Raw genomic sequence first — 19,133 nt, forward strand, 5'->3', positions numbered from 1 at the left:
GGTCAGGCCGCGTTGCCGGCGCGCATCTCGCGGTGCGCGCGGATGATGTCCGTGTAGCGGTGGCCGCTGCCCTTGATGGTGCGGCGTTGCGTGGCGTAGTCGACATGGACGAGGCCGAAGCGCTTGTCGTAGCCGTACGCCCACTCGAAGTTGTCCAGCAGGGACCAGGCGAAGTAGCCCGCCAGCGGTGCGCCCTTGCGGACGGCCCGGGCGCAGGCGGCCAGGTGCTCTTCCAGGTACCCGGCACGCTCCCTGTCGTCGATGCTGCCGTCGGCGCGGACGACGTCCGGGTAGGCGGAGCCGTTCTCGGTGACGTAGAGCCTGCGCGCGCCGTACTCGTCGGTGAGCCGCAGCAGCAGCGCCTCGATGCCGTTCGCGTCGATCTCCCAGTCCATGCCGGTACGCGGCACGCCGGGACGCTCGACCTGCCGGGCGAAGGGCGCGGGACCGGTGGGATCGTCGGTGACGACCGCGGGGAAGTAGTAGTTCAGCCCCAGCCAGTCCAGCGGAGCGGCGATGGTCTCCATGTCACCCGGCAGCTCCGGGAGTTCGACGCCGTACACCTCGAGCATGTCGGCGGGGAAACCACGCCCGTGGACGGGGTCGAGCCACCAGCGGTTGGTGTGGCCGTCCATCCGCCGGGCCGCGGCGACATCCTCGTCGCGGTCGCTCGCGGGGGCCACCGTGGACAGGTTGTTGACGATCCCCACCTGCGCGCCCGGCGCGGCGGCCCGGATCGCCCCGGCGGCCAGACCGTGGCCCAGCAGCAGGTGGTACGAGGCACGGACGGCGGCGGTCAGATCCGTCGCCCCAGGAGCCATCCGGCCCTCCAGGTGCCCGATCCACGCGGAACACAGCGGCTCGTTCAGCGTGGCCCAGTGCTTGACGCGGTCGCCGAGCCGTTCGGCGACGGCGGAGGCGTACGCCGCGAGGTGGTGGGCGGTGTCCCTTTCCGGCCAGCCGCCCCGGTCCTGCAGGGCCTGCGGCAGGTCCCAGTGGTAGACCGTGACGGACGGCGTGATGCCCGCGTCGAGCAGCCCGTCCACGAGCTGGTCGTAGAAGTCGAGGCCCTTGGCGTTGACCGCGCCGTCGCCGCCCGGCACGACGCGGGGCCAGGCGACGGAGAGGCGGTAGGCGTTGGTGCCCAGCCGCTTCATCAGCGCGATGTCCTCGCGCCAGCGGTGGTAGTGGTCGCAGGCGACATCGCCGTGGTCGTCGCCCTCGATCTTGCCGGGGGTGTGCGAGAACGTGTCCCAGATGGAAGGCGACCTGCCGTCCTCGGCGACCGCGCCCTCGATCTGGTAGGCGGAGGTGGCGGTCCCCCAGGCGAAGTCCTGCGGGAGGGCGGCGAGGTCGGTGAACTCGGTCACGGACGTCCTTTCTGACAAGGGATCAGGGGATGGCGCGGCAGGGCGCCGGTCACTTCACGGCGCCGGCGGTGAGTCCGGTGACCAGATAGCGCTGGAGGAGCAGGAAGCCCGCCACCACGGGGACGGAGACCACGAGGGAAGCGGCCATGATCTGGTTCCAGTACACGTCGTTCTGCGTCGAGTAGCCCTGGAGGCCGACGGCGAGCGTGCGCGTGGTGTCGTTGGTCATGACGGAGGCGAAGAGGACCTCTCCCCACGCCGTCATGAAGGCGTAGACGGCGACGGCGACGATGCCGGGGATTGCCGCCGGCACGACGACCCGGAAGAGGGCCTTCAGCGGCCCGCAGCCGTCGACCAGCGCGGCCTCGTCCAGCTCCCTGGGCACCGAGTCGAAGTAGCCGATCAGCATCCAGATGGAGAACGGCAGCGAGAACGTGAGATAGGTGAGGATCAGGCCGCCGCGTGAGCCGAACAGCGCGACACCGGTCGTGTTCCCGATGTTGACGAAGATGAGGAACAACGGCAGCAGGAACAGGATGCCGGGGAACATCTGCGTCGACAGCACGGACACGGTGAACAGCCGCTTGCCCCGGAAGCGGTACCGGCTGACGGCATACGCGGCGAAGATCGCGATGATCACCGAGCAGACGGTGGCAGCACCCGCCACGATCAGGGAGTTGACGAAGTACTTCGCCAGCGGGACGGTCTCCCAGATGTCGAAGTACGGGCGGATCGTCAGACCGCTCGGCATCCACCGGAACTCGCTCGACACGTCCTCCAGCGGTTTGAGCGAGCTGGAGACCATGACGTACACGGGCAGCAGCACGAAGCCCGTCAGCAGGGTCAGGAAGATCCGCCGGGACCATACGAAGGACCGCGGCGCGGCCATCGGGGACCGGGGCACGGCGGTGTCGGTTTCCGGAGAACTATGCATCGGTGGCCTTCCTCCCGCGGGAGGTGAAGAAGAGATAGACGCCCGTCACCAGCAGCAGGAAGAGCAACAGCAGTACGGACATGGCCGCACCGGCGCCGAAGTTCCAGGTGGCGAAGGAAGACTGGTAGATGTGGATGGAGATGAGGTCGGCCGCTTCCGGCGCCGACTTGCCGAACAGCACGAACGGCGTGTTGAAGTCGTTGAACGTCCACAAGAAGAGCACCAGGACCAGCACCTGGTTGACACTGCGCAGCGACGGCAGCGTGATCTTGCGGATCTGCTGCCACATGCCGGCGCCGTCGAGCGCTCCCGCCTCGTACAGCTCCTTGGGAATGTTCTGCAGACCGGCCATGATGATGAGGAAGGCGAACGGCCAGCCCTTCCACACCGAGACGATGAGCAGGGCCCAGAAGCTGTTGTCGCCGATCAGCCAGAAGGAAGGGTTGTCGGTCAGCCCCAGCTGGTCGTGGAGCACGTGGTTGATCAGGCCGTTGTCGCGCTGGAACATGAACGACCAGGTGATGACGGCGGCGTAGACGGGCAGCGCGTACGGCACCAGGAACAGGGCCCGCAGGAAGCCGCGGCCCTTGAACGTCTCCTGCATGAAGACCGCCGCCGCGGTGCCGAGCAGCCAGCACAGACCGACGGACAGAACGGTGAACAGGCACGTGGTCGTGAACGACTTGAGCAGCGACTCACCGGCCGGCGTGTCGAAGTCGACCGCGAACCTGAAGTTGTCCAGGCCCCGCCACGGGGCGGCTCCCCAGTCGCGCAGATAGAACTGCGTGAGCTCCTTGAAGCTCATCGCGACGCCGATGACGATCGGCAGCAGGTGGATCAGGATCTCCAGCAGCAGCGCCGGGAGCAACAGCAGGTACGGCAGCGCCGTGCGGCGGGTCCGCCCGGGACGGCGCGGGCCGCGCGCCGCCCCGGGGGAGTTCTTCCGCACGGCCGGTTCCCCGGTGGCCGGGACGGCGGTCGTGTTCATGAGAGTGTCGCTCACTGCTGGGGCATCTGCTGCTGGGCCTTGGCCAGTTCGGCCTTGACGGACTCGGTGGTCACCTCACCGCCATTGGCGGCGGAGGCGAAGAGGTTCTTGACCGCGGTGCCCACGACCGTCTCGAACTGCGACTCGCTCGGGACCTGGGGGAGCGCCTCGGCACTGGTGGCGAGGGTGTCACGCAGGACCTTCAGTTCAGGCCGGTCGAACGCGGGGTCGCTCTGCGCGGCCTTGACCGGCGGTATGGACCCGTAGGTCTTGCAGAGCAGCTTCTGCTCCTCGTCGCTGGTCATGAACTTCACGAACTCCAGGGCACCGTCGAGGTTCTTGGTGTTCTTGAAGACGGCCATGTTGATGCCGGCGACCATGGAGTTGACGTTCTTGCCCTGGCCCGGAGCGCCCGCATGGACGGGCACCGGCGCGACGCCCCACTCGTCGTCGCCCATGCCCTGGGACTTGAACGTGGAGGCGGCCGCCTGCCACAGCACCATCGCCGTCTTGTCCTTGGCGAAGTCGCTCAGCGACTGGTTCTGGGCGTACTCGGCGTTGCCCGGAGCGATGATCTTGTCCTTGGCCATGAAGTCCACGTACTGCTTCACGGCCGCGACGGCGCCGTCGGAGGTGAAGTCGGGTCTGCCCTCGGCGTCGAAGAAGTCGGCGCCGTGCTGCTTGCCGAGGACGAACACCTGGTGGATGTTGTTGGACAGGTTCGCGCCCTCCGCGCCCAGGGCCCACTTGCCGTCCTTCGACAGCTTCTTGCCGGTCGCGACCATCTCGTCCCAGGTGGCCGGCGGCTTCTCGATGCCGGCGTCCGCGAACATCTTCTTGTTGTAGTAGAGCGCGTACGACATCGAGTACAGCGGCACCGCCGCCGGGTCGGAACCGGCCGCCCCGGTCGAGCCGAGCGCGGCCTCCACGAACCGGTCCTTGCCGCCGATCTTCGAGAAGTTCTTCTCGTCCCACGGCAGCAGCGCGCCGGTGGACTGGAGGGACGCGGACCAGGTGTTGCCGATGTTCAGGACGTCGGGGCCCTGGCCGGACGTGGTGGCGGTCATGATTCGGGTCAGCAGGTCGGACCACGGAACGACCTCGAGCTTGACCTTGATGCCGGTCTTCTGCTCGAACTTCTTCAGCTCCGGCTCGAGGATCTTCTTGTCGGCCTCGATGTTCGGACCCTGGTTCGACGCCCAGTAGGTGAGGGTCTTCGGTGACTCGTTGGATCCGCCGCCTCCGGCGGACGAGCCACCGCCGCACGCGGTCGCGGTGGCGAGCAGGGAGACGGCGACCGCACCACTGGCTACAGCTCTGTATCTGCGCATAACTCCAGGTGTCCCTTCCGGAGGGGTGGCGCCGCGGGGAGGGGCCGACAGGCTGCGGCTTCAACCTCTGAATGCCCTCACGGCTTAATTTAGGACGTGAGTTAAGCTTTCGCGAGCGACATCGTCAAGGGGTGCGACCCGGCGCACTTCCGGGACAGCGCGGGCCGAAGGAGCGAAGGATGTCTGGACGAAGCGGGCGAACGGTCAATGACCTGCGGCGGAGCAATCGCGCGACCGTACTGCAACGGTTGTATTTCGATGGCCCCATGAGCAGGCAGGCCCTCGGACCCGCCACCGGACTGAGCTCCGGCACCATCAGCAACGTCGTGGGCGAACTCCTGGGCGACGGCCTGGTGGAGGAAGCCGGCAGTATCGAGTCCGACGGCGGCCGCCCCCGCACCCTGGTCCGTGTCGCGCCCGGCAGCGGATGCCTCATCGGTGTCGACGTCGGTGAAACCCGGGTCCGGGTGGAGCTGTTCGACCTCACGCTCACGGAACTGGCCCGCACCGAACGGCCCTTGAACGGAGTCGACTACGACGTCGGGGTCATCGTGGAGCACATCCGCCACGCCATGGACGAGGTGCTGCACGTGACGGGAATCGGGATCGACGGACTCCTCGGCGTCGGTGTCGGCGTGCCCGGCATCGTCGCCGCCACACCCGAGTGCGGGGCCGTCGTCCACGGCCAGACCATCGGCTGGGACGCGGTACCCCTGGAATCCCTGCTGCGTGCCTCCTGCCGGCTGCCCGAGACCGTGCCGTTCTTCATCGAGAACGGCGCGAGGACCCTCGGCCAGGCCGAGATGTGGTTCGGCGCCGGCCGGGGCGCACAGAGCGTGGCCGTGATCCTCTTCGGCTCCGGCGTGGGCGCCTGTCACGTCACGGACACCGCCGAACAGGGCAGGGCCCTGGAGTGGGGCCATCTGACGGTCAACGTCGGCGGCCGCCGCTGCCGTTGCGGAGCGCTGGGCTGCCTCGAGGCGTACGCGGGGGCGGAGGCCCTGGTGGACCGGTGGCGCGAGGCGGGCGGCCGGCCGCCGGAGGGGGCCGACGAGGAGACGGCACTGACGGCACTGCTCTCCGCGGCGTACCCGGACGGCGGCAAGGTCGTGGGCCGGGACGGCGGCGAGGTCGTGGGCGGGGGCGGCGGTCAGGTGGCGGGTGCGGGCGGTGGCCGGGGCGCGGACCGCGACGGCGGCGAGGTGGCGGGCCGGGGCGGCGGTCAGGTGGCGGCGGAGCCGGACGGCGGTGAAGGGATGGATCCGGACGGTGGCGCAGGGGCGGATCCGGTGGCGCTCGCCGTCGTGGAGGAGACCGCGGAGTACCTGGGTGCCGGGCTGTCCGGCCTCATCAACCTCTTCCAGCCCGAGCGCGTCCTCATCGGCGGCTGGGCCGGGCTCCAGCTCGGCCCTCGATTCCTCGCCGCCGTGCGGGAGCACGCCACGTCGTACTCGCTCCGCTATCCGGCCGGGCGGGTGACCATCGACCTGGGGCAACTGGGGCCGGACGCGGTCACGGTCGGCGCGGCCACCCTGCCGCTGGCCGGCTTCCTGGCGGGCGGCGGCAGACCGGCGGAGCCGGTGCGCGAAGCCGTACCGCCGGCCTGGCGGTCCGCGCTGGAAGGCCGGGTGCCGAGCTGACAGCGGGGGAGCGGACGGGCTCGGCGACCGGGCGCGGCCCCGCTCGGCCGTCGGCCGCGTCAGGTTTCGGCCCCTGATCGATCCCGGCTCGGCCGTCCGGCTTGAGACAATGGAAGCGCACGCCCCTGCCTACCGCTGAGGAGGTCGCTGTGGCAGTCGAACCCGACCAGCCCGCCCGCCCACAGGCCGGGTCCGTTCGGATCGTGGAGGCGGACGGCCGGAACGCCGTCCTGGTCTTCTCGGGTGTCCTGGACACCCACGCGCTGCCTGAGCTCGAGGAACGGCTCCTCGACCCACGGCTGAGACAGGCAGGCACCTGGGTGCTGGAGATGAGCGGTCTCGAGCGGATCGACCTCGCGTGCGCCTACGGCCTGCTCCGCGCCGTGACCGTCGCGCCGGAATCGGCCGGCATCACCGTCCGAGGCGCCCGCCGCGGCGTGGTGCGCACCCTGCGGCACGCGGGCGTCGACACGGTGGCGACGATCGAGACCTGACCGGCCACGCCGGTCCCGGACGGTGCCGTGCCAGCCCGGAGCCCGATGCGCCGGCGCCTTGCCGTGACGACCCCTCCCGCACCCCCGGCCCGTCACGCATCCAGTTGCTGGACCACGTGCCGGCCCGTAAAGGGCGCCTTACTGCGCGACCGGACGGGCGCCCTCCGGCGCCGTGCGGGCTCCGTCGAGGAACGCGCCGAGCCCGGCCTCGAAGGTCACCGACGAGCCGGCGAACAGCACCGTCCCGTCGGGCGCCACGTAGACCTTGCCGCCGCCTCGGACGGCGTGCACGACACACACGCCCGCGCCGTCGTCCAGCTCGACGACATTGAGGTTCGCGCCGGGCGCGACATCCGTCAGCCAGGTCCTTCCGACCGCTACCAGCCGGTCGACGTCGATCGTGGTCACCGGCCGTGCCTCATTCCGCTGTGGGGTCGCGACGGCATCCCCGTCCGTCGCGCCCGGCACCGGGCGCGTGGGCACAACGATATCGATGGCGGCGCCGAAGCGGGCTGGTGGATAGCGTGTAGGGGTTCATGGAGGCAGCGGTCTTGGGAGACAAGTGGGACGCAGCAGGTTGCCTGTGGAGAATGTGGGCGACGGCAACCTCTGGCACTTCATCGAGCCGTACGGTGAGGACTACTGGCTGAAACCCGGGGAGGTCTTCACGGTCGTTCCGGAGGTTGAGGGGGTCGATGTCTGGTTCTCTACCGCTCTCTGCCAGGAGGGCATCACGGTGTGGCTCTATGAGGACGGTGACCCGGCCAAGGTCGTCCTGGAGTACACCGTGACTGACGCGGACGGCGAGCGGCTGGAGTGCGGGCACCAGAGGCCCCCGCAGCCGGCGGGCTCCGGCGCGGCCTGAGCCGGGCTGCACCCCTCGCTTATCGGGTCAGCGCAAGATGCGCAGCTGGGCAATGCCCAACTCGGGCCCCCGGTCCTCCAGTGGCAGGCCCCACGGCCGGCCCTTGCGGGCCGCGTCCGCACCCTCGCACCGCAGCACAGCCACCAGCTTGCCGAACGGGCGGGGACTCAACCCGGTGGACGGGGCTATCCAAGACGGCTCCGACACCGTGGTCACACCACACCAGCCACACCGAGATAATTTCACCGTCGCCGGCGAAGGACGGCTTGCTCGCGCTACGAAAATCAAGCGTCGCCGCCCGACGCATCATCGAGGATGCCCCTATGAACGAAGATCTCGTGAGGTTCCTCAAGACGCGGCTGGATGAGGAGGCCGACTTGGCCCGGCGTTGCGACGGCGACGGATGCGGGGAGTGGTCCGCTCATGGACACACGGTCGACTTCTGTCAGGCCGATCTCGCAGGTTTCCACCCCACGATTGCTCTGCATGTGGCCCTGCACGACCCGGCCCGCGTCCTGCGTGAGATCGAGGCCAAGCGACGCATCCTGGCTCGTCACGCCCTCAGTCCGGCAGTGGGCGACCCGGAACTGCCGTGGGACGACCGCAATGACTGCCAGTTCGACGGCGACCCCTGGCCATGCGACGACCTGATCGACATCGCCTCGCCCTACACCGACCACCCCGACTTCCCCGGGCGATCCTGAAGCAACACAACCATGAGCAGAGCGCACGACGGGCCAGGAGATCTTTACGGGACAGTCCTTTGGGTGGGGCCGCTGGAAGGAGGCTGATGAGTGCGGTGGAGTTGAGTCGGGCGGAAGCGGTCACGCTCGTGCGGCGGATCATGGAAGCGGACCACGCCTCCGAAGGCGAGGTGAATGACTGGCTGGCCCGGCTCGACAGAGCTCTGGCCTGTCCGTCCGGTTACGTCAGTGGCCTGGTCTTTTGGCCGCCGGAGCGGGAGTTGTCGGCCGAGGAAGTGGTCGACCAGGCCTTGGCCTACCGACCGACAGTCTTGTGACGCCGGTACTCAGCTACGGAGCCAGATCACGATGGCTGTGTCCACCCCGAGTGATGCGCAGACGGGACAGTCACGTAATCAACCTGGAGCGGCTGGGCTCGATCGGGGTCACTCCTGTGGTGGGCCGATGACGGACTGACCGATCTGCTCTGCCAGCCAGGAGGCGTGCCGTTCCTCGGATCCGTCGCGATTCCTGCGGCGCACGTGGACGAGCACAGTGTGGTCGTCGGAGCGCTCGTCGAGGCCTATGGTGCGGCAGTTGAACAGCAGTGACACCCGGGCGTTGTCGGCTTCGCCGCGGATGTCGCAGTCCGGTACATCGGGCCAGATCAGGCTGGACCACCAGATCTCGCCGACATTCGAGCCCACCAAGGCAGCGAACTCCTCCTCGATGCTGTCGACGCGCCGATATTCCATCGATGCCCATAGCGGCACGTGCGAGGAGAGGAAGTCCGGATCGCTCGAGAGCTCGGGCGCGTGGACACCACCGTACAAACCCGTCGGGTCAGTGAGATCCAGCGCCCAGCCCGCGGCATCCTCCTTCCGGAACCAGGCGTCCGGCAATGCCTCGCGTATCCGCAACACTTCCGGGACGGTGCACAGCTCGACGTCTACTGACACCTCCGCGTACTGCAGGTCGCCCACTCCCACAAGCTGACGCGCCACGCACAGAGCCCGTACCGGGTCGGTGGTGCGGAAGACCGGATACGCGATGGGGCTGGACATATGAGCACCTTGCCACAGCCGACACTGGACAAAGATCAATTTTCCTGTGTGGCCGATCAGGTTCAGTCGCAACGACTGTCACGTGAGCGGCAGGAAAAGCTCCTGGCCGGAGCCTGGGTGACCTGAGTGGTGAGGTACGCCGTGTTGACTCGCCCGTCCAGCGCCACGGGCTGGCTCAGGTCCGCGGCGAAGGACCGGATGAACCACGCAGGGACCAGCGCATTGAGCGCGAGTTGGCAGGGCCGGGTGGTCGCCGGGTCTGCGCCGGCATCGGCTCCGTCGGCGAACGAAGCACTGACGCGATCAGTCCGACCGAGCCGGAGTTCGTCGGTGATCCCGATGTGGCGCTGCTCGGTGTTGATCGCCTGCGGCCCAGCCGATGGCTTCAGATGGCGAACCGCTCTGCCGGTAAGTGGTCCGATGCAGGGTGGGCGGGCGTCCCGGCGGCGGAGGGACCAGGCGCGTCAGGTCGGCGGCGTACGGTGATGATGACCGCAGACCCGAACGATGGCGTTCAGACGCGTTCCATCGGACGGTGCGGCCCCGCAGGCAGCTCGACGCCGATCGTGTCGCCGGGGCGGACGGTTCCGCCTTGCCGGACCACGCCCATGATCCCGGACTTGAAGGCGAAGTCCCCGGTCGTCGGGTCGAGTTCGAAGACCTCCTTCAAGAGGCCCTTCTGGAACGTGTCGATCTGCGAGCAGGGATTGCGCAGCCCTGTCACCTCCACGATCGCCTCTTCACCGAGGTGCAGCAGGGCGCCGGTGGGCAGCCCGAGCAGGTCGATCCCGCGCGTGGAGACGTTCTCACCGAGCTCGCCCGCGGCCACGGTGAAACCCTTCAAGGCCAGCTCGTCGAAGAGTTCCTCGTGGATGAGGTGCACCTGGCGCAGGTTGGGCAGATGCGGCTCGTGCCGCATACGGAACCGATGCTTGATCGTTTCCCCCGCGTGGACATCGCCCTCCACGCCGAGACCGGCGAGCAGCGTGATGCTCTCGCGGTTCGGCTTGCTGAACGAATACGTCCCGTTGCTGCTCACAGCCGTGACCCGCGCCATCGTCGTGCCCACTTCTCGTAGCCGATGCGTTCTCGAACCCGGCAAGCCTAGAGGGCTCGCGCCGACGCGTGGCGGTGAGCCTCCGAGCCCGGGCCTCGCCCGGCCGTAGCAGCGCGGCCGCCCGCAGGCGGCGCAACGCGCCGGCCGCCAGGCGCCTGACTTTGCAACGTTATAGAGGCTCGGGGGCCGTCAAAGCAAGACCCCGGTCGCCTTGAGTTCCGCAGGGTGGACAGGGTCATGAACCCGTGCTCTCATGCTCACTGCGCCAGAATTTCCAACGTAGTAGAAGAGCCGCTCCCGGCCCGGTGGCCACCGCACTCCGCCACCTCGACGGGTAACTTCCGTGCGCCCTCGAACAGGTCTGCCGCACCCGGAACGCGGCGCACTGCCCGGCCCCGTACAGCCGCCGCCGCCCCGAAAGGGTCACACCGGAGGACCCGAGGACCCGCCAGGACTCCGGAGTCCCGAGCCGCCCGCCGGGCGGCGGCCGTCCCGCACCGCGCCGACGCAAGGTCTTCGGAAGGGATTCAGATGGAGCGACGAACGTTCCTCACCAGCACGGTCGCCGTCGCCGGCGGCGCCGCGCTCAGCGGCATGGCCGCCTTGCCCGCACAGGCCGCCGCACCGCGACCGCCGGTGCGCCTCGTCGGCCGCGGCACGGCCCACTACCCGCAGAACCGCGCCCCTTTGCGCGCCGCGCCCTTTCTGCGTCTACCTCCGGGCAGCATCACTCCAGGGGGATGGCTGCGCGAACAGCTCCGCCTGCAGCTCGACGGTCTGGGCGGACGCCTGCCCGAGGTCTCCGACTTCCTCGATCCGGCGACCAGTGGCTGGTCCGACCCCGACCGTGGCGGATGGGAAGAACTGCCGTACTGGCTACGCGGCTTCGGCGACCTCGGTCATGTCACCGGCGACGCCCGCGTCCTGGAACTCACCGGCACCTGGATCGACCGTATTCTCGCCACCCGTCAGCCCGACGGCTTCTTCGGACCCACCGCGCTGCGCACGGCCCTGAACGGCGGCCCCGACTTCTGGCCCTATGTGCCGGTGCTCGACGCGCTGCGCAGCCGGTACGAGTACAACGGCGACGAGCGGGTGATCGAGGCGCTGACGGGCTGGTTCGCCTACCTCAACGGCCGGAATCCCGAACTGTTCGCACTGGGCTGGGGCACCTACCGCTGCGCGGACGTCATCGAGAGCGTCTACTGGCTCTACAACCGCACCGGGGACGCATGGCTGCTGGACCTCGTCCGCAAGGTGCACACGCACTCCGCCGACTACACCACCGGCATTCCCAACTGGCACAACGTCAACCTGGCGCAGGGCTTCCGTGAGCCGGCCCAGTACGGCCTCCTCGACGGCGGCTCCACCCTGCTGGACGCCACGTACCGCAACTACGACACGGTGATGCGTCGCTACGGCCGGTTCCCCGGCGGCGGATTCGCCGGCGACGAGAACTGCCGGGCCGGCTACAAAGACCCCCGTCAGGGGTTCGAGACCTGCGGCATCGTCGAGTACATGTACAGCCACGAGCTGCTCACCCGGCTGACCGGCGACCCGGTGTGGGCCGACCGCTGCGAGGAGCTGGCGCTCAACATGCTGCCCGCCGCTCTCGACCCGATGCACAAGGGCATCCACTACGTCACCTCGGCCAACTCCGTCCAGCTCGACAACGGCGCGAAGAACCACGGCCAGTTCGACAACCGCTTCGCGATGCAGGCGTACATGCCGGGCGTGCACAACTACCGCTGCTGTCCCCACAACTACGGTATGGGCTGGCCCTACTACGCCCAGGAGGCCTGGCTCGCCTCCGCGGACGGCGGCCTGTGCGCCTCCCTGTACGGGCAGTCGTCCGTGCGCGCCAAGGTCGGCGACGGGACCACCGTCACCTTCACCGAGGACACGGACTACCCCTTCGAGGAGAGGGTACGGTTCACGCTGTCCACGCCACGGGACGTGTCCTTCCCGCTCTATCTGCGGGTGCCCGGCTGGTGCTCCGCGCCCTCCGTCCGGCTCGACGGCCGCCCTGTGCGCGCCCGTACCAGCGGCGGCTACCTCGTCCTGGACCGTCGATGGCACGACCGCGACACCGTGGAGCTGCGCCTGCCCATGCGTACCACTGTGCGGACGTGGGGCGACAACCGCGACGCCGTGTCCGTGGACCACGGCCCGCTCACCTACTCCCTCCAGATCGCCGAGCAGTGGCGGCGGTTCGCCGGAACGGAGGACTGGCCGGAGTACGAGGTCCACCCGGGATCACCCTGGAACTACGCCCTGGAGATCGACGAGAAGTCCCCGGCGAAGTCGTTCACCCTCGAACGCACCGGCGCGGACGAGGCCAACCCGTTCACCCACACCGGTACCCCGGTCCGGATACGGGCACGGGCCCGCCGCGTCCCCGCATGGAGCACCGACGACCAGGACGTCGTCACGCCCCTTCAGCAGAGCCCCGTGCGTACCGCGGAACCACTCGAGCCGGTGACGCTCGTTCCCTCGGCCGCGGCACGCCTGCGCATCACGGCCTTCCCCACGGCCGGTTCGGGACCGCGCGCCCACGAATGGATCTCCTGCAGCGCGTCGTTCAGCGGCGTGGACAGCCCCCAGGCGCTGATCCTCAACGCCGGTACGGAACCGTCAGGTTCGGGTGACCACTCCGTGCCCCGCTTCACCTGGTGGGACCGTACGGGCACCACCGAGTGGGTCCAGTACGAGACGGCCGCCGCGAGGCCGGTGGACGAGGTCTCCGTGTACTGGTTCGACGACACCGGCGTCGGACGCTGCCGCGTCCCCGGGTCCTGGCAGCTCCTGCACCGTGACGCCGCCGGCGAATGGCGTCCCGTGGCGGCCACCACGGAGTACGGCACGGCCAAGGACCGGTTCAACCGGGTGACCTTCGCACCGGTGACGACCACCGCGCTGCGTCTTGAGGTGCGCCTCCAGGACGACTTCTCCGGCGGCGTACTCGCCTGGCGTGCGCCCTCCGCCCAGCGGTAGGACGCGGGCACCCGATGCCGGGCGCCAGGGGGGCGGTGCGCCGCCGCCCCGTCCCCGTCGCCCAATGCCGTCACACCCCACCGACGCCGACCCACGCCCGGCCAGATCCACCGGCACCCGCGCCCTCTGCCGACCAGACGCTGTCCGTGCGTGGGGGACCGGCGGTGTGTACGGCCGGCCGCCCCCGGCGTCGCCGGGACCGGCCACGTGACACCGCCGGACGCGCCGAGTCGGTGCGGGGCGGGCACGGGTGCGGGCGGGTTCCGCTGCCGGCCGGCCCCGGGTCAGGGTGACGGCGCGTCGCTGCTGGCCCGGACCACGAGCCGGTGAGGCACGACGACGTCGAGGGGCCGAACGGCGTTGCCCGGGCTGTAGATGCGGTCGGCGAGACACTGCAGTGCCCGCTCGACGATCTGCTCCTTGTCCGGTGCGACGGTCGTCAGCGCGGGGTTGGCGAACCGGCCGTCCTCCACGTCGTCGAAGCCGACGAACGCGATGTCCCCCGGCACGTCCAGCCCGCGCAGACGGGCCATGTGCATCGCGCCGAGGGCCAGTTCGTCGCTGAACGCGAACACGGCGTCCGGCCGGCCGGCCCCGTCGAGCAGCTGTGCCATGGCCCTCGCCCCGTCCGCACGGTGCAAGGCGGAGACCTCTGCCTCCAGGGCCGGGTCCGGTGTGATTCCCGCTCGCACAAGTGCCTGGTGATAGCCCGCCCGGCGCTGTTCGGCGGTGCCGTTGCGCAGATGCGGCTGGAGGCCGAGGGCGGCGACGCGCCGCCGCCCCGACTCCAGGAGGTGCGTGGTCGCCTGGTCCGCCGCCATCACGTTGTCGACGGCCACCCGGTCCACCAGCCCTTCTGGGCTGCGCTCGCCGAGCAGCACCACGGGCGTCGAGCGGGCGGCGGCGGTGAGTTCCTCGGGGCCGAGCGCCCAGGGGCTGATGACGAGCCCGTCGACGACCCGGCCGCCGGCCCGGGTCAGCAGGCGGCGTTCAGCTTCGGCGTCGCCCCGCGTCTGATCGATGATCACCGTCCAGGAACGTCGCTCCGCCGCCTCCACCAGCAGCCCCGCGAGCTCGCCGAAATAGGGGGACCGCACTTCGGGGATGGCGAGCCCGATCAAGCCTGTCCGGCCCGCGCGCAGGCTGCGGGCCGCGAGGTTGGGCCGGTAGCCGAGCTCGTCGAGGGCCGCCTGCACGCGCAAGCGCGTGTCCTCGGCCACCGAGGCGGAGCCGTTGACCACGTTCGAGACCGTTCGCACCGACACGCCCGCCCGGGCGGCGACATCCTTCAGACGACTGCTCACCGCCCCATCGTGTCACGGGCCCGGCCGCTTCGATGCCTCGCCCACCTGGGTATTGCAACGTTGCATTCAACGATGCAATATGGCGGTGACAGCTTGTGCGAGGAGGCATACATGAGTAGTCCCGTGTTCCCAGGAAGCCCCGTCGCCGACCCGGAGGTGGACGTCAGCGCGGATGTGGAGGCTCTCTACCGCGACGGCATCACGGCCCGGAAGGGCGCGTTCGACCCTGAATGGGCCGACCGGCTGGGGGAGGACATCGCCGCCGCCTTCGAGGCAGCCCTCCAGCGGCCGGGCGGGGCGGTCGGCCGTGGACCCAACCGCTACTACGTGGAGATCCACCCGGAACAGATCCGCGGCTTCGTGGACCTCGTCGACCACCCCTGGGTGCGGTCCCTGTGCGCCGCCGTCCTCGGCCCTGACTACCGGATCGTCGAGGTCGGCTTCGACGTACCGCTCGCGGGCGCCGTCGACCAGCCGTGGCACCGGGACTTCCCGATGCCGGAGGAGACACGGAGGGAGCGCCGTTACACCTCGCTCGCCTTCAACGTGACCACGGTCGACACGACGCCGGACATGGGCCCGTTCGAGATCGCGCCGGGTACGCAGTGGGACGACGGCCCGCACTTCGCACACGGCATGTTCCCGCCGAAGGCCGAGCACGCACGCTACGAGCAGCGCGCGGTGCGCAAGTTCCCGCAGCGTGGCGACATCTCGGCCCGCAGCGCGCTGACGGTCCACCGCGGAACCACCAACCACTCGGAACGGCCCCGGCCCGTGCTGGTACTCGGCGTCGACGGCCCCGAGGCGACCAACGGCGACCGTCACGACACCGCCGTGACCCGCGCGTACTGGGAAACGCTCTCCGAGCGTGTGCGCCGGCACCTCGACTGCCCTGTCGTGGAGGCGCTGACACCCGTGACCCAGAAGCACACCATCGAGGGCCTGGTCATGGGCGACGCCTGAGGCTGCTCACGGCTCCCGGGCGCGGAGCGACCGGCCGGCGGAGCCGCCATGAAGCGCCGGCGGCCTGCGAACGGCGCCCGAACGGCTCCCTCGGTCGAAGGGAGCCGCCGCGCACGACGGTCCCCGGCGAGCGGTCGGCGCCGCTCGCCGGGACCGGTCAGCCCGTGACGCTACGACTTCTCCCCGGTGTGGAGAGCGCTCACCTCCTCCGCGGTGAGTGCCTTGTCAAAGGCGTGGACCTGGTCGATCGCGCCGTTCCAGAAGTCGACGTTCCCGCCGTTCCACCGGGCGCGGCCGACGGCGAGAGGGCCGGTGCTGACGTCGGCCGGGCCGGGCTCGGCCGTCGCCACCAGCTTGCCGTCGAGGTACAGCTTGATGTCGTTGCTCACCGTGTCGCGCACGCCGACGAGGTGGTACCAGCGCCCCAGTTCGGGCACCGTCTCCACGCGGGCGCGATGGCCGCCGGGTGTGCTGAACGCGAAGGCGCCCTGCCCGTACTGCAGATAGAACGGGTTCTCCTGGCGGCGGCCGTCCTGGCTGACGGCGGTCGCGTAGTTGCCGGGGACCGCGTCGAGCGTGACCCAGGCGGAGACGGAGTAGCTCTTGGTGGTGTCGAGCACCGGGCCCTCGGTCTGGGCGAACTGCCCCTGGCCGTCGAACTTCAGCGCGCTTCCGCTGACGCCCGGGGTCCAGGTGGTGCCCTCGGTGAGCTCCAGGGGCTTGTTGTTGGGACCCACGTCCCGTGCGGTGGTTCCCTGGCCCTCGTCGAGGGCCCAGTACCCGCCGCCCTTCAGTTCGTCATGCTCGCCCGCGGCGGCGCCGGCCGCGATGATCCTGCGGTTGACCTCGCGCACCTTGACCGGGTCGACCTTGATCTCCCGGCGGTCGTAGGTGTACAGCCCGTTGAGCTCGTTCTCCAGGTCGGAGATCTGGGTGTAGACGGAGCCGGACAGTTCTGCGCCGGCCTGCTCGAGGTAGAACTTCTCGGTGTTCTCGACGTACTTGCGGGTGAGCGCGTCCTTGTCGGCCACACCGCTGTAGATCACCGTGGGAGCCCCCGGCCACATGTGGCCCGGGGTGCGCAGTGTGAAGCCTCCGTGCTCGCCGTCCATCGCGGCCCGGTTCGCGTCGGGGAAGGCCGGGTCGGTGTTGTTGTAGTCGTGGTGGTCGATGATGTCGCCCTTGCCCGAGTCACCCTTGGAGTTGCAGCAGTTGACGCCGCTGTGGGCATTGACGACACGGGACGGGTCGGCGGCCTTGACCGACTCGGCGATGCGTCCGCTCTCCTCGCGGTTCCACTCGCCCCAGCCTTCGTTGAAGACGATCCAGCCGATGACGGAGGGGGAGTTGTGATGCTGGCGCATCATCTCCCGGCCCTGGTCGACGAAGGCCTTCTGTCCCGTCTCGTCGGTGATGTTCCCGGAGACGAAGTCCTGCCAGACCAGCAGTCCGAGCCGGTCCGCGTGGTAGAACCACCGCGGCGACTCCACCTTGATGTGCTTGCGGACGGCGTTGAAGCCGAGCTTCTTGTGAGCCTGGAGGTCGAAGGCCAGGGCCTTGTCGCTGGGCGGGGTGTAGAGGCCGTCGGGCCAGAAGCCCTGGTCGAGCGTGGCGAGGGAGAAGACCGGCTTCCCGTTGAGCACGAGCTTCTGGAAGCCGCCGACCTTCTCGATCCCGACCTCGCGCATGCCGAAGTAGCTGTCGATCCTGTCGGTCGACCTGCCGTCGGTCAGCTTGATGTCGAGGTCGTAGAGGTACGGGTCGTCCGGGGTCCACAGGTGCTGCTTCGCCACGGGCAACCGCAGCTTGCTGTTGGCCGGACCGCTGACCTTGCCGACAACGTTGCCACGTGTGTCGCGGGCAACGGCTTCGACACGGGCGTTCGCGGAGGCGTCGTCGGACTCGACGGTCACGGCCAGGCTGCTGGTGTCGATGTCGGGCGTGGTGACGACGTTGTCGATCGAGGCGTCGGCGACGGGTTCCATCCAGACCGTCTGCCAGATGCCCGAGGTCTGGGTGTAGAAGATGCCGCCCGGGTTGGTGGACTGCTTGCCCATCGGCTGGTTCGCGCCGCCCGTGTCGGTGACCGCGACGACGACCTCCTGCGGTCCGGTGCCCTTGAGCGCGTCGGTGACGTCGGCGCTGAAGGCGTTGTAACCGCCGGTGTGTTCGGCGACCTGCTTGCCGTTGACCCAGACACGGGCCCGGTAGTCCACGGCGCCGAAGTTGAGCTTCAGCCGGTTGCCCTTGCCGACCTTCCAGTCCCTGGGCACGTTCACCAGCTTGCGGTAGAACATGTGGTCCTCGTGCCGCTCGAGCCCGGACAGCTGTGACTCGACCGGGAACGGCACGACGATCTTCTCGTCGAGATCCTTGCCGAAGACCGGCTGCTCACCCGCCTCGGCGCCGCTGAACTGCCAGGGGCCGTTGAGGTTCTTCCACTTGCCGCGGACCTGCTGCGGGCGGGGGTACTCGGGCAGCGGGTTGTTCTTGTCGACCTTGTCGCCCCACGTGGTGGTGAGCCGGTGGGTGGAGGCGTTCTGCGCCGAACGGACGATCTGCGGCACGGTCTCAGCGCCGGCCTTGAGGCCGCCTTCACCGTCGTAGGTCACCTTGACCTGCTGGTTCTTCTGGATCGGCGCCGCGAGGTCGACGAGCAGCGAGTCGGGATCGGCCGAGTCGACGGCGAGCGACTTGATCGGCATGGCCGTCGTGTCGGCCTCGATCTTCAGGTGGTCCTTGACCGCCTCGATGTCGCCGACCTCGTTCTCGAACCGCGCCCGCAGCCGCCGACCGTCCTCGGTGACGGACAGTTCGACCGGGTAGACCTGGAAGCCGGCGGGCGGGGTGAAGGCCGACTCGGGGACGAGCTGCTTGCCCATCGCCGGACTCGACCAGCGCAGGAACATGTTCGCCCCGCCGAAGTCCTGGAACATCTCCAGGCGGAACTCGTGCTTCTCGCCGGCCGTCAGCCTGACCGGTGCGCTGGTCTGCTCCCTGTCCCAGTCCGGCTCCCAGTGGTCGATGACGGGCCTGCCGTCGATGAACAGCCGGAAGCCGTTGTCGCCGATGCCGTAGAACGTGTAGTCCCCGGTGGCGGGTGCCTCGATCATGCCTGTCCAGCGGGCGGTCGTGTGCTCCGCGCGCCCGGTCAGCGACTCGAAAGTGCCCGCGAGGCCGGGGAAGTTGATCTGCGGATCGAGTGATACGCCGCCGAGGTCGGCGAAGTCCCGGGCACCGGGCGCCGACATGCTGAAGTACTCGCCCTTGAGGCCGTGCACCTCGATGGCGGCGGTCTCGGCGGCGGACGCGGACACGGTGCCGATCGGCTCGGCGGCCGACGCGGTGGGCACCAGGCTGCTGACCGGCAGCGTCAGGACGGCTGCGGTCAGCAGCGCCCACAACCTGGTTCGGGGTCGGGTGAGTTGTCTTGTCATCGAATCTTT

16 protein-coding genes are annotated in these 19,133 nt (G+C 69.4%); 7 read left to right on the top strand and 9 right to left on the bottom strand.

The features are described from left to right. Window positions 1–2: 2 nt before the first annotated feature. Genes AB0K36_RS04740 through AB0K36_RS04755 form a run of 4 tightly spaced genes read right to left on the bottom strand, consistent with a single transcriptional unit; the run spans window position 3 to window position 4,623 of the window. Entirely contained in the window at window positions 3–1,370 is a 1,368-nt protein-coding gene (locus AB0K36_RS04740; protein WP_364588265.1) for a GH1 family beta-glucosidase, read from the bottom strand. A gap of 49 nt (window positions 1,371–1,419) precedes the next feature. Continuing rightward, window positions 1,420–2,259: a carbohydrate ABC transporter permease gene (locus AB0K36_RS04745; protein ID WP_356623966.1), complete on the bottom strand. Its 840-nt coding sequence runs from the start codon at window positions 2,257–2,259 to the stop codon at window positions 1,420–1,422. Between the two features lie 37 nt (window positions 2,260–2,296). Then, window positions 2,297–3,292 (bottom strand): carbohydrate ABC transporter permease, encoded by a 996-nt coding sequence (locus AB0K36_RS04750; protein WP_364588268.1) that lies wholly within the window; start codon window positions 3,290–3,292, stop codon window positions 2,297–2,299. An 11-nt stretch (window positions 3,293–3,303) separates the two neighbouring features. Then, window positions 3,304–4,623: an ABC transporter substrate-binding protein gene (locus AB0K36_RS04755; RefSeq protein ID WP_364588271.1), complete on the bottom strand. Its 1,320-nt coding sequence runs from the start codon at window positions 4,621–4,623 to the stop codon at window positions 3,304–3,306. Between the two features lie 179 nt (window positions 4,624–4,802). On the opposite strand from AB0K36_RS04755, the gene AB0K36_RS04760 reads away from it, so the two are divergent. After that, entirely contained in the window at window positions 4,803–6,263 is a 1,461-nt protein-coding gene (locus AB0K36_RS04760; RefSeq protein WP_364588273.1) for an ROK family transcriptional regulator, read from the top strand. 149 nt (window positions 6,264–6,412) lie between these two features. Beyond that, complete coding sequence (locus AB0K36_RS04765; RefSeq protein ID WP_364588276.1) at window positions 6,413–6,757, top strand: STAS domain-containing protein; 345 nt, start codon at window positions 6,413–6,415, stop codon at window positions 6,755–6,757. Between the two features lie 138 nt (window positions 6,758–6,895). Here AB0K36_RS04765 and AB0K36_RS04770 read toward each other — a convergent pair whose 3' ends face one another. Continuing rightward, window positions 6,896–7,165 (bottom strand): hypothetical protein, encoded by a 270-nt coding sequence (locus AB0K36_RS04770; RefSeq protein ID WP_364588279.1) that lies wholly within the window; start codon window positions 7,163–7,165, stop codon window positions 6,896–6,898. A 175-nt stretch (window positions 7,166–7,340) separates the two neighbouring features. Here AB0K36_RS04770 and AB0K36_RS04775 point away from each other — a divergent pair, with 175 nt between their 5' ends. From AB0K36_RS04775 to AB0K36_RS04785, 3 genes are all read left to right on the top strand, one after another. Further along, entirely contained in the window at window positions 7,341–7,622 is a 282-nt protein-coding gene (locus AB0K36_RS04775; RefSeq protein ID WP_364588282.1) for a hypothetical protein, read from the top strand. 323 nt (window positions 7,623–7,945) lie between these two features. Further along, entirely contained in the window at window positions 7,946–8,326 is a 381-nt protein-coding gene (locus AB0K36_RS04780) for a DUF6221 family protein (protein ID WP_364588285.1), read from the top strand. Between the two features lie 86 nt (window positions 8,327–8,412). Next, window positions 8,413–8,643, top strand: a complete 231-nt coding sequence (locus AB0K36_RS04785) for a bacteriocin immunity protein (protein WP_364588288.1) — start codon at window positions 8,413–8,415, stop codon at window positions 8,641–8,643. A 108-nt stretch (window positions 8,644–8,751) separates the two neighbouring features. On the opposite strand, the gene AB0K36_RS04790 is transcribed toward AB0K36_RS04785, so the two are convergent. After that, on the bottom strand, window positions 8,752–9,369 hold the full coding sequence (locus AB0K36_RS04790) for a hypothetical protein (protein ID WP_364588291.1): 618 nt from the start codon (window positions 9,367–9,369) through the stop codon (window positions 8,752–8,754). A 514-nt stretch (window positions 9,370–9,883) separates the two neighbouring features. Then, a complete protein-coding gene (locus AB0K36_RS04795; protein WP_364588425.1) occupies window positions 9,884–10,426 on the bottom strand; it encodes an MOSC domain-containing protein in 543 nt (180 codons plus the stop codon). Window positions 10,427–10,957: 531 nt separating this feature from the next. On the opposite strand from AB0K36_RS04795, the gene AB0K36_RS04800 reads away from it, so the two are divergent. Next, entirely contained in the window at window positions 10,958–13,420 is a 2,463-nt protein-coding gene (locus AB0K36_RS04800; RefSeq protein ID WP_364588294.1) for a beta-L-arabinofuranosidase domain-containing protein, read from the top strand. 284 nt (window positions 13,421–13,704) lie between these two features. Here the strand turns inward: AB0K36_RS04800 and AB0K36_RS04805 are convergent, their stop codons facing one another. Beyond that, window positions 13,705–14,724, bottom strand: coding sequence for a LacI family DNA-binding transcriptional regulator (locus AB0K36_RS04805; RefSeq protein ID WP_364588297.1), 1,020 nt, complete (start codon window positions 14,722–14,724; stop codon window positions 13,705–13,707). 111 nt (window positions 14,725–14,835) lie between these two features. Here AB0K36_RS04805 and AB0K36_RS04810 point away from each other — a divergent pair, with 111 nt between their 5' ends. Further along, window positions 14,836–15,687, top strand: coding sequence for a phytanoyl-CoA dioxygenase family protein (locus AB0K36_RS04810; RefSeq protein ID WP_364588300.1), 852 nt, complete (start codon window positions 14,836–14,838; stop codon window positions 15,685–15,687). 170 nt (window positions 15,688–15,857) lie between these two features. Here the strand turns inward: AB0K36_RS04810 and AB0K36_RS04815 are convergent, their stop codons facing one another. Beyond that, on the bottom strand, window positions 15,858–19,124 hold the full coding sequence (locus AB0K36_RS04815; protein WP_364588303.1) for a LamG-like jellyroll fold domain-containing protein: 3,267 nt from the start codon (window positions 19,122–19,124) through the stop codon (window positions 15,858–15,860). Window positions 19,125–19,133: the final 9 nt, after the last annotated feature.

The sequence above is a fragment of the Streptomyces kurssanovii genome (genome assembly GCF_040677245.1).
GTDB lineage: Bacteria > Actinomycetota > Actinomycetes > Streptomycetales > Streptomycetaceae > Streptomyces > Streptomyces kurssanovii.